Origin of the sequence: Paracoccus nototheniae (assembly GCF_004335005.1) — a bacterium.
Lineage (GTDB): Bacteria > Pseudomonadota > Alphaproteobacteria > Rhodobacterales > Rhodobacteraceae > Paracoccus > Paracoccus nototheniae.
Window position 1 is genome coordinate 21,307 of the sequence record NZ_RQRT01000053.1, and the last position, 10,721, is coordinate 32,027.

9 protein-coding genes and 1 tRNA gene are annotated in these 10,721 nt (G+C 67.3%); 2 read left to right on the top strand and 8 right to left on the bottom strand.

All coding sequences use genetic code 11. From position 1 onward, the window contains the following. Positions 1–118 precede the first annotated feature (118 nt). Both EG885_RS16435 and EG885_RS16440 read right to left on the bottom strand, forming a co-directional pair. Positions 119–922: an undecaprenyl-diphosphate phosphatase gene (locus EG885_RS16435; protein WP_131576615.1), complete on the bottom strand. Its 804-nt coding sequence runs from the start codon at positions 920–922 to the stop codon at positions 119–121. Next, complete coding sequence (locus EG885_RS16440; RefSeq protein ID WP_131576617.1) at positions 922–1,905, bottom strand: complex I NDUFA9 subunit family protein; 984 nt, start codon at positions 1,903–1,905, stop codon at positions 922–924. Before EG885_RS16440 ends, EG885_RS16435 begins: the two co-directional genes overlap by 1 nt. Before the next feature lie 209 nt (positions 1,906–2,114). On the opposite strand from EG885_RS16440, the gene EG885_RS16445 reads away from it, so the two are divergent. Further along, positions 2,115–2,199: transfer RNA gene (locus EG885_RS16445), tRNA-Leu, on the top strand. Here EG885_RS16445 and EG885_RS16450 read toward each other — a convergent pair. From EG885_RS16450 to EG885_RS16475, 6 genes are all read right to left on the bottom strand, one after another. Continuing rightward, the gene (locus EG885_RS16450; protein ID WP_131576619.1) at positions 2,200–2,832 is read right to left on the bottom strand and encodes an ImuA family protein; all 633 of its coding nucleotides are present in this window, start codon (positions 2,830–2,832) and stop codon (positions 2,200–2,202) included. Between the two features lie 154 nt (positions 2,833–2,986). Then, positions 2,987–4,615 carry a Na/Pi cotransporter family protein gene (locus EG885_RS16455; protein WP_131576622.1) on the bottom strand — a complete coding sequence of 543 codons (1,629 nt, stop codon included), beginning with the start codon at positions 4,613–4,615 and terminating at the stop codon, positions 2,987–2,989. Positions 4,616–4,791: 176 nt separating this feature from the next. Continuing rightward, positions 4,792–5,577 carry a heme ABC transporter ATP-binding protein gene (locus EG885_RS16460; protein ID WP_131576624.1) on the bottom strand — a complete coding sequence of 262 codons (786 nt, stop codon included), beginning with the start codon at positions 5,575–5,577 and terminating at the stop codon, positions 4,792–4,794. Next, positions 5,574–6,641 carry a FecCD family ABC transporter permease gene (locus EG885_RS16465; RefSeq protein ID WP_131576626.1) on the bottom strand — a complete coding sequence of 356 codons (1,068 nt, stop codon included), beginning with the start codon at positions 6,639–6,641 and terminating at the stop codon, positions 5,574–5,576. The genes EG885_RS16460 and EG885_RS16465 overlap by 4 nt, the downstream gene beginning before the upstream one ends. Beyond that, on the bottom strand, positions 6,641–7,477 hold the full coding sequence (locus EG885_RS16470) for a heme/hemin ABC transporter substrate-binding protein (RefSeq protein ID WP_131576628.1): 837 nt from the start codon (positions 7,475–7,477) through the stop codon (positions 6,641–6,643). The genes EG885_RS16465 and EG885_RS16470 overlap by 1 nt, the downstream gene beginning before the upstream one ends. Further along, the gene (locus EG885_RS16475) at positions 7,474–8,484 is read right to left on the bottom strand and encodes a hemin-degrading factor (RefSeq protein ID WP_131576630.1); all 1,011 of its coding nucleotides are present in this window, start codon (positions 8,482–8,484) and stop codon (positions 7,474–7,476) included. Before EG885_RS16475 ends, EG885_RS16470 begins: the two co-directional genes overlap by 4 nt. 167 nt (positions 8,485–8,651) lie before the next feature. On the opposite strand from EG885_RS16475, the gene EG885_RS16480 reads away from it, so the two are divergent. Continuing rightward, on the top strand, positions 8,652–10,679 hold the full coding sequence (locus tag EG885_RS16480; protein ID WP_131576632.1) for a TonB-dependent receptor domain-containing protein: 2,028 nt from the start codon (positions 8,652–8,654) through the stop codon (positions 10,677–10,679). The last annotated feature ends 42 nt before the right edge of the window (positions 10,680–10,721 follow it).

Genomic DNA, 10,721 nt, shown 5'->3' on the forward strand with positions numbered 1-10,721 from the left:
AACCGCATTAAACCAAGGCTTTTGTGATGAAAAGTCAGCCGTACTGACCTATTCGCAAGTTTTTTGCATCCAGCGGCGGAAAAACGGTGCCGTTCAGGGGATAATAGGTCAGCAAGGCTTACATACCCGCCATAAGCGCCAGTAAAGCCACGCTTCCCACAATGATCCGCCACCAAGCAAACAAGCCGTATCCGTGTTGAGAGACATAGCCCAGCAACCAGCGCACGACCAAAATCCCCGCGATCAGCGCGGTGACAAAGCCCACGGCGATGTTCCCAAGCGCCGCCGCATCCAGAATATCGCGATTCTGCCACAGGTCATAGGTAAAGGCCCCCAGCATCGTGGGCATGGCCAGAAAGAACGAAAACTCGGCGGCGGATCGCTTGTCTGCCCCCAGAAGCAGCGCGCCCACGATGGTCGCGCCCGACCGCGACACGCCGGGGATCATCGCAAGGCACTGGATAAAGCCGATCTTCAGCGCCATGGGCAGCGGGAAATCCTCGGCCCGGTGATAGAGGGGCGCCGTCGCCCGACGGTCCACCCAAAGCAGCACGATCCCGCCCAGAATCAACATGACGGCAATCAGCATGGGCGTTTCGAACAACACCGTCTTGATAAAATCATGGGCCAGCACGCCGATTACCACGGCGGGCGCAAAGGCCAGCAGGACCGCGCCGACAAAGCGCCGTGCGGCGGGATCATGCGGGGCTGCGCTGACGATCTGCGCGATCCGCCCGGCATAGGCGCCCAGGATCGCCAGCAGCGCGCCCAGCTGGATCAGCACCTCGAAACTGCGACCGGGCGAATCAAAGCCCAGAAAATGACCGGCCAGCAGCAGATGTCCGGTGGACGACACCGGAATGAATTCGGTCAGCCCCTCGATGATCCCAAGGAGGGCGGCGACAATCGTATTGGGTTCCATCAGTGATCGCGCAGGTTCTTGGCCGAACGCTTGATCGCCTCGTATTGCCCCGAGGGGCGGAACCGCCACAGGTAACTGTCCAGAACGGCGCTGGCCGCGGTGGGCTGGATACCCAGTTCGGCAAAGCCCTGCGCGCCGGGGGAAACGACATTGTCCTTGCGCAGCAGGGCCAGCTGATCGCGGCTCAGGGGCGCGGTGAACAGCCCGCCGGTCAGCAGCTGCGCCATGTCCATCGCCGTGGCGGCCAGCCGGGCGATCGGAAAGGGCAGGTTCACCACCCCGCGCCGCCGGTTGACCGAGGCCAGAACCTGATCCACGATCTGCCGCGTCGTCAGCACCTCGGGGCCGCCCAGCTCATAGATGCCGGGCGCGGCCTCGCCGGTGGCGCCCTTGACGGCGGCCATGGCCACATCCTCGACATGGACGGGCTGCATGCGGGTCTTGCCGCCGACGATGGGCATCAGGGGCCCCATCCGCGACATTCCGGCAAAGCGGTTGTAGAAATTGTCGTCCGGCCCGAAAATTACCGAAGGCCGCAGCACGACCGCATCGGGGCGGTGCTTCAGCACGGCGGCCTCGCCCCGCGATTTCGACGCGATATAGGCGCTGTCGGATTCCGTATCGATCCCCAGACCCGAGATATGGACCAGCCGCGCCACGCCCATCTCCGCCGACAGGCGGGCGATATGGGCGGCGCCTTCCTCGAACACGGTCTTGAAGGTGCTCTTGCCCTGAGCGGACAGAATGTTCACGCAGTTCACGGCGGCATCGGCCCCCGACAGGGCGGCGCGGACCGACATGTCGTCGCGGATGTTGCACATGACGGGAACGACCTGCCCCACCGCGCCATAGGTGCGGGTGAACAAGGCCTCGTCGGGGCGGCGCACGGCGATGCGGACGCGCCAGCCTTGCTTGACCATCAGCCGGGCGACCTGCCGGCCGACAAATCCCGATCCGCCGAAAATCGTGACCAGTTTTGCCATGGGCTTACAGCCTCCCTGTCCTATGCCGAATGTTGCGCGATCCTTACCCAAGCGCGGGGCCTGCGGCAAGCCATGCCGGGTCGCAGGCCCCGCGCCGCAGGGTATCGCACCGGGTCCGGGCGAACCCAAAGTGGAAACTGTCAAAAAACTTGCACGTCCCCCATTGACGCCCCCCGGTGGTGCCTTTAATCAGCCGCTCATACCACGTTGCCCAGGTGGCGGAATTGGTAGACGCGCACGGTTCAGGTCCGTGTGCCGCAAGGTGTGGAGGTTCGAGTCCTCTCCTGGGCACCATCATAAACCCCCCGGAAACAATTGTTTCCGGGGGGTTTGCGTTTGTCCGGCGCCCTCTGCAGCGGCCATGCCCAGAGACGGCAGATCGGATCTTTTCAGATCCGGTGATGCCAGATCCGAAGGGCGCCATTCAGGCGACCATTCCCCCAGAACCCCGCGCTTGTTCTTGATGCGCGCCCATCGCTGGCGCGCCATGCCCGGCTGTGTTGCGGGCAGCGGGGCGCAATGCCAGCGGCTTTCGGTCGCATTCGACCCCGCGCCATGACGAATCAGCAACAGCCCGGTGGTCCGCCCGGCCTCGGCGGCCAGTTGCAGGCGCCGACCGGCGGTCAGCGACAAGGGCCGCTCTGGCTCGGCCAGCACGAACCCGGTGATGTGCGCGCGCAAGGCCTCTTCGGTGGCCCATAACAGATCGGTGTCGGTCCGGGGGCGGATCATCTGCAGGCGTGCGGTCAGCCCCGGTGGCAGGCCCCCGGGAAAGGGCGTCCACAGGCTGCGGGCGATGCGGATCCAGAAGACCGGGCCGGGATGGCGGGCGGCCTGAAAGACCGCAAAGGCATGACGGCCCGGCCCCTCGGCCTCGTGGATGCGGGCGGGGGCAAGGGCCAGCGGGTCGGGGGTGTCATGGTCCATCGCGAATCCTTTCGCCATGAACAATACAGGAACATACGGGCTGGGAAAACCACCTGCCGCCGATGCCGCGACCCTGTCGGTCAGACCCCGGCGGGGTATCATGGGCTGCCTTTCAGGGGCGGGCTTTCAGTGGCGGGCTTTCAGTACCGGACTTTCAGTGACTGCGCAGGCGGCTTTCGATCAGCAGGCCCTCTTCGTCCAGGATCGGATGGGCGACCGAGACGGCATGCGCATTGATCCGTTTCAGATCGCGCAACAGGTCCAGATGCAGCGAGGATGTCTCGCGGCTGGCGCTTTGACCCTCGCGCAGGCGTATCAGGTGGCGCTGTGCGGACTGGCGTTCCAGATTGCGGATTTCGACCTTCTGCTCCATCAGGCGGCGGGCCATGTCGCGGTCGCGGGTCAGAAACACCGCCTGCGCCATACGCAGATTTTCCTGCGTCATCAAAAACAGCGCGTCCAGTTCGTGATAGCCCTCGGACGAAAAGCGCAGACCCAGGCCGATCTTCTTGCGAACCTCGGGGGCCAGACCCTTGTCGATGATGTCGCCTATATGTTCCAGATTGATGACGTAATCGAGAATGCCGATGGATTGCCGCCGCTCGGCCTCGGTCGCCTCGCCGGTCAGACGCGAGAGGTAATTTTTGACCTGACTCTGGCGACGATCGACCTGATCCTCGATCGCCGAGACCTCGGCCAGCGGCGCGGGGTCGTCCTTGCGAAAGGCGGCGCGGGTCTGGATCAGCATCCGTTCGACGGCATCGCCGATATCCAGAACCTCGCGCCGCGCGCCGTTCAGTGCCAGAGGCGGGCTGTCCAGCGCATCCCCGTCCAGCCAGCGCGGCGCAGTCGCCGCTGCGTGGTCATCATCCGGGATCAGCCGCAGGGCCAGCGCGCAGACCAGCCCGTTGAAGGGCCAGATCACCGCCGCCAGCAACAGATTGAAGGCCAGATGCGACGTCACCGCCAGCCCGCCCAGATCGACGGGCGCCGCGATCAGCGCGGCGGCGGCAGGCCCTGCAAAGGGCAGTGCGATCAGGCAACCGATGCCGCGCACCGCCAGATTGCCCACCGTCACGCGACGGGCGGCGACATCCAGCCCGGCGCTGGCCATGACCGGCGCCGCCGCGCCGCCAAGGTTCGCGCCCAGCATCAGCACGATGGTCAGTTCGGGCGGCAAGGCCAGCGATCCGATCAGCAGCACCGCCGCAAGGGATGACGAACACAGCATGGCCACCCCCGCCGCAAAGACCAGCGCGACCGGGCGGGCATCGTCCAGCATCGGCAGGAACGCGGCCAGTTGCGCAGAGCTGCGCAAAGGCTCGGTCGCCTGCCCCAGCAGGGTCAGAGACAGCAGCATCAGCCCGATGCCGATCAGCGCCGTGCCGACCCCGGTGCCCACCGTTCCGCCGCGCCGCCGCAACGCGTAACCCAGCAGCACAAGGACCGGCGCCGCTGCACCGATATCGGCAGACACGATCACCGCCGTCACCGCCGTGCCGACATTGGCCCCCAGCAGAACGATCTGCGCCATGCGGATGCCGATCATCTCGCGATGCACGAACGAGGCCGTCAGCAGCGCCGTCGCGGTCGAGGATTGCAGCCCAAGCGTCGCCACCACACCCGAGGCAAAGGCCCGGGGGCCGGTCCGCGTCCCCTCGCCCAGGATCATCTTCATCCTCAGGCCAAAGGCATCGACCATGCCGTCGCGCACCAGCGCCAGCCCGAACAGCAGCAGCGCCACCGCCCCCGCCAGTTGAAGAAGACCCAGGATCGACGCCATCGCACTGCTCGTTTTTCTTTGCTTGGACCCAGTTTGTCACAGAACTGACAACAAAATGCCACAATCATGCGTAGCACCGGGTCAGGGACCAAGCCGCATTGCGGGTTGCGGGTTCCATGGGCCATGCCTGCTGTCCCGATGGGCAGGTTTGGAATTGCAGCGACGCGGGTCGCGCCTCAGACGGCGCTTTGCGGCAGCAACCAGACGCCCCGCGCGGGCGCCTGGCAGATGCGCAGCGGACAGCCATAGGCCAAGGACAGCAGCCGGTCGGTCAGGACCAGATCGGGCGGCCCCTCGGCCAGCACCTGCCCGTTCTGCAGCAGCAGGACGTGACCTGCGAACATCGCGGTCAGGTTCAGGTCATGCATGACCGCCACGGTGCCACCCCCTTCGGCGGCATGCGCGGCGGCCAGCCGCATCACCGACAGCTGATGCGCGATGTCGAGGCTGCTGACCGGCTCGTCCAGCAACAGCCAGCGCGGCGCAGCGACCGTTGCGGGCACGGCGATCTGGGCCAGCGCGCGGGCCAGCTGGACGCGCTGCTGTTCGCCCCCCGACAGATCCTGCCACAGACGCCCGGCATGACCCGGCAGGCCCACCTGCGCCAGCGCCTGCCGGATCAGCGCCACGCGCGCCGGTTCCGGCATCGGAAGGGGGTCCAGACCGATGCGGATGATCTCGGCCGCGGTAAAGGGAAAGCTCAGCGCGCTGTGCTGGGGCAGGACGGCGCGCTGGCGGGCCAGTGCCTGCGGGCCTTGCCCTGCCAGATCGGCGCCGTTCATCAGAACGCGACCCCGCGCGGGCGCGATCTCGGCGGTCAGGGCGCGCATCAGGGTGGTCTTGCCCGATCCGTTCGGCCCGATGATCGCGGTCAGCCGGCCCGCAGGCGCGACCAGATCGATGCCCTTCAGGACCGGGCGGCCCGACAGGGTCACATGCAGGTCGCGGGCGATCAGGCTCATGCGTCCAGCATCCGGCGGTTGGACAGCAGCACCCACAGAAAGAACGGCCCGCCCGCCATCGCGGTGACGATGCCGATGGGCAGCTCTGCCGGGGCGACGATGCTGCGGGCGACCATATCGGCCCCGATCAGCAGGGCCGCGCCCAGCAGCCCCGCATTGACCAGCAGCCAACGATGATCCGGCCCCTGCACCAGCCGCAACAGATGCGGCGCGACGATGCCCACAAAGCCGATGCCCCCCGACACGGCGACCGCCGCGCCGGTCATCGTGGCCGTCGCCAGAATCGCCGCCGTCTTGACCTGCTGGACGCGGATGCCGGTATGGGTCGCTGTCGCCTCGCCCAAAGCCAGCGCGTTCAGGCCCCGCGCCAGCAGCGGCGCGGTGACCAGCCCGGCCAGAATCAGCGGGGCGGCAGCGGCCAGCTTGGCCCAGCTGGCGCCCGCCAGCGATCCCAGCCCCCAGAAGGTCAGGTCGCGCAGCTGATCATCGCTGGCGCGGGTGACGATCAGCCCCGACACCGCCCCCACCATCGCCGCCAGCGCGATCCCGGCCAGCAGCATGGTGGCGATCGAGGTGCGGCCCTGCCGCGTGGCAATGGCATAAAGGACGATCATCGCCAGCCAGCCGCCGCCAAAGGCCGCCAGCGACACCAGATGCCACCCCGCCCATGCAGCCAGTGCGGGTGGCGCCATCCCGCCCAGCACGATGGCCGAGATGGCGCCAAGCGAGGCCCCCGCGCTGACCCCCAGCAGGCCCGGATCGGCCAGCGGGTTGCGGAACAGCCCCTGCATCACCGTCCCCGACACGGCCAGCGCCGCGCCGACCAGCAGCCCGGTCAGCAGGCGCGGCAGGCGGATCTGCAACAGCACGACCCGGTCGGTCAGCGCCACCGGCTGGCCCGTCCACCAATCGCCCACAGCCCGGACCACCGACACGCCCGAGGCGCCCTGCGTCAGGGACACCGCCGCCAGCGCCATGAGGCCCAGCCCCAGCCACAGCGCCATCGCGCGACCCAACGGCCTGCGGTCGCCATCAAGCCGCTGCCCGGCATCCAGCGCGACCATCAGCCATCCCCATAGATGGCATGGTGCAGATCCAGCGCCGCCCGCCCCGTGCGTGGCCCAAAGCCCAGCAGATACAGCCCGTCCATGCGGATCAGCGCACCAGCCCTGGCGGCGGGCGTGGTCGCGATGGCGGGCAGGGCCAGCAGCTCGGCGTCAGGGGCGTCATGATCGCTGCGCGCGCCCGATGGGGTCATCATCACGATGGCCTCGGGTGCTGCGGCGGTGATCGCCTCGTCGGTCAGGGGCTGATAACCGGCAAAGCCCTGCACGGCGTTTTCGGCCCCGGCCATGCGGATGATCGCGTCACCGCCGCTGCCCTGCCCCGCCGCCATGATCCGCCCGCCCTGCACCGACAGCACGAACATGACCCGGCGCGGGGTTTCGACCCCCCGATTGACCTCGGCCAGCCGGTCCAGATCGCCTTGCAGATCGGCGATGGGGGCTGCGGCGGCCTCGGGGGTGCCAAGGGCCTCGGCCACCGCCCTGATCTTGGCGATCAGGGCCTGCGCGTCATGACCCTCGGGCATGGTGTGAAAGGGAATGCCGGCCTGTTCCAGCACCGCAACGGCCTCGGGCGGGCCTGCGCCGTCTTCGGCCAGGATCAGATCGGGGGCGACGGACAGCACGCCCTCGGGCGACAGGGCGCGCATATAGCCGACATCGGGCAGCGCCGTCACCTGCGGGGGAAAGGTCGAAGTCGAATCGCGCCCTACCAGCCGGTCACCCTGCCCAAGCGCATGCACGATCTCGGTCACCGATCCGCCGATGGCCAGCACCCGGTCCTGGGCCATGGCAGGCAGCGACAGCGCCAGCAGTGCGACAGCGGCGCGGATCATGAGGCCAGCCCCTCGACCAGCCGCAGCCAGCCCTCGGGGTCGCCGCCCCGGTCGGCGCGCATGCCAAAGCACTGATAGATCAGCGCCCCCTGATCGTCGAACGCCTCGACCGAGATGGCGGCGCCGCGCTTGGTGGGCTTTCTGACCAGCCAGACCTCGGCCACATGATCGGCGCGCAGATGCAGGTTGAAACGGTCGTCCATGACATTCAGCCACGGCCCCATCGGCTTCAGCGACAGGATCGGGCCGGAATGGATCCCGATGCAGCCCGCATTGCCCACGAACACCATCACCTGCTGGGCCTGCGCATGGATGGCCTGAAACAGCGCGTCGGATGCCGCGACCGGCAGGGCGCGGGCATGGGGCGCACCCACAAGGCGGTAAGCACCAAGCCGGTTCATCTTCAGCCGCCGCACAAGGGTGTTGAACTGATGCGTATCGCTCATCGCGGACCATTCGCTGCGCAGCATCTCGGCGCGGCTTTCGGCGATCAGCGCGCCTTCGACCGGGGCGCGCGGGCCAAAGGCGGATGGCGTCTGCTGGTCGGGCAAGGCCAGATCATGGCGGAGCGCATCCCAAGCGGCCGCGTCGCTGGTGTCGCGCAGATGCACCTTGTGGACCGCATCGCCCGCCGCATCGAACACCTGAACCGAGCGGCGGCCCCCGGCCTCAACCGCATAGGCATGAACCCAGTTGCGCGGAAACATCCGCATGTCGATCTCGGTGTCCAGCGTCATCGCGGCATGATCGCCATCGTGGAAATCATGATAGGTGCCGACCTTTTCGATCACGCAGGACCGGTTGCGGGTCAGGGCCATGACCTCGCCCAAGGCCGTCACGGCGGGGATCAGGCGGCCCAGGGTCGGATCAATGCGGATCGCGTCATGGCCCAGCCCGGCCTCGACCAGCGCAGCTTCGGGGACGCCCAGTTGCTGGGCCAGATCAAAGGGACGCAGCGTTCCCTCGGCTTTGAGGGCGCGCAGCCGCGCAGGGGTCAGATCGTTCATGAGGGGCCTCGGGGACAAGCAGACGGGGAAAGGAGGAGGGGGGGGGACGAGGCATCTGGCGCGGCGGCTGGACGCAGTACTTGACAAGTTTTATCAGATTCTCTAGCGGACGCAAGACGCCAGCCCCAGCCAGCCGTGATTTTTCATGCACGCCAAGGGGATACGCCATGCGATCTGGACCGACCATTCTTGCCATTCTGATGGGAACGACGCCGCTGGCTGCCCAGCAGGCCCCCGCCCCCGAGGCCATCCTGCTTGACCCGATCGTTCTGCGCGCGGGGACCGAACGGGTCGCCTCCAGCGTGCCGCAATCGGTCACTGTGGTCGATCAGGCCGCGCTGGACGATCTGGCGCCGGGCAGCATCGGCGATGTGCTGGCGCAGGTGCCGGGCGTGTCGAACACCGGCGGCGCCGGGTTCTTTGGACAGGGCTTCAACATCCGCGGGTTCGGATCGTCCGGCACCGCGGCATCCGAGGCCGGGATCGTCCAGCTGATCGACGGCGAACGGAAATATTTCGAATCCTATCGGCAGGGGTCGCTGTTCGTCGAACCCGATTTCCTCAAGCGGGTCGAGGTGCTGCGCGGCCCCGGATCGTCCACCCTTTACGGCGCGGGCGCGCTTGGCGGCGTCATCGCCATGGAGACGATCGATGCAGGCGATCTGATCGCCGAAGGCCGGACCAGCGGCGGGCGGGTGCGGCTTGGCTATGCCTCGAACCCCGATACGGGCTTTGGCAGCGTCGCGTGGGGCTGGCGGCCGACCGAGGGGTTCGAGGCGGTGACGGCCTTTGCCTATCGCCATCTGGGCGACACCAAGGCGCCGGATGGCACGACCACGGTGCGGTCCAATTCCGACACACCGAACCTGCTGCTGAAGGCGCGCCAGCAGATGGGCGATCATTATCTGGAAGGCTCGTACCTGCAGATGGAGGCCCGGGGCGACAATCAGGATTTCAACCAGTTGGAAGGCGCGCAGCCGGGCCTGTTCCCGGGCTTCACCGGTTGGGGTGTGGGCGACATCCTGACGCGCGATCAGACCACGCGGCTGGTCTGGGGATATGACCCCGCCAATCCGCTGATCGACGCCAAGGTCACGCTGTCCTATTCGAACACGATCAAGGATGTCCGGCAGGGCGACGACCCCGACGAGCCGATCTTGGACAGCCTGCTGGGGCGGCGCGATTACGCCCTGTGGAAGCTGAGGGGTGAGAACGTCGCCGACATCTCGGGCGCGGGATACGGGCATTTCCTGACCGTCGGGATCGAGGCTTCGGAGCAGGACCGGTCCTCGACGACCCTCGCCAGCTCTCACCCCGAGGCGATGACCCGGCAGGCGGCGGTCTATGCCCTGTCGGAGCTGGATTTCGGGGCGCTGACGGTGAATACCGGATTGCGCTATACCCGGCAAAAGACCGAACCCAAGGACAGCGTCACCGTCACCGATGACAGCCTGTCGACCAATGCGCTGGAGCCGCAGATCGCCGCCATGTACCGGCTGACGGACCAATGGTCGGTCTTTGGTTCCGCCGCGCTGGTCAAGCGGGTGCCGACGGTGGACGAGCTGTATGACAGCGGAACCGGCCGCATCATCAGTGGCGCCTCGCCCGACCTGACCGAGGAAACCGGCAAGAACATCGAGATCGGCGTCAGCTATGCCGGGACCGATCTGTTCGCGACCGGCGATCAGGCGGCGGTCAAGGTAACGCTGTTCCGCAATCATATCGATGACATGATCATCCGCACCAACGCGCCTTTCCCCAACCCGTCCTATGTCAACGTCGACCGCGCCTATCTGCGCGGCGGAGAGATCGAGGCCAGCTATGCCGGCGGCGGCTGGCAACTGGGCGCCTCGGTCTCGGTGGTCCAGGGGCGCGATCAGGATGGCACCGATCTGGACACGCTGCCCAACAACCGGCTGATGATGCAGGCCAGCTATCAGGCGACGCCCTCGCTGAGGCTGGGCGCGCGCAGCACGCTGGCCGCCGGGCGCGACAAGCCCGAGGCCGACCGGCGCAGCGGATACGGCGTCCATGACATCTTCGCGACATGGGCGCCGCAATCGGGCGTCGTGCAGGGGACCGAGATCAGTCTGGGCATCGACAACGTCACCGACCGGGACTACGTGCCCGCGACATGGCTGACCGGCCCGGCGCCGGGCCGCAATGTCAAGCTGACACTGACGCGCAGCTTCTGATCCCCGCGCCCCCGGGCAGGCCCGGCGGCAGAGGCTGCCATA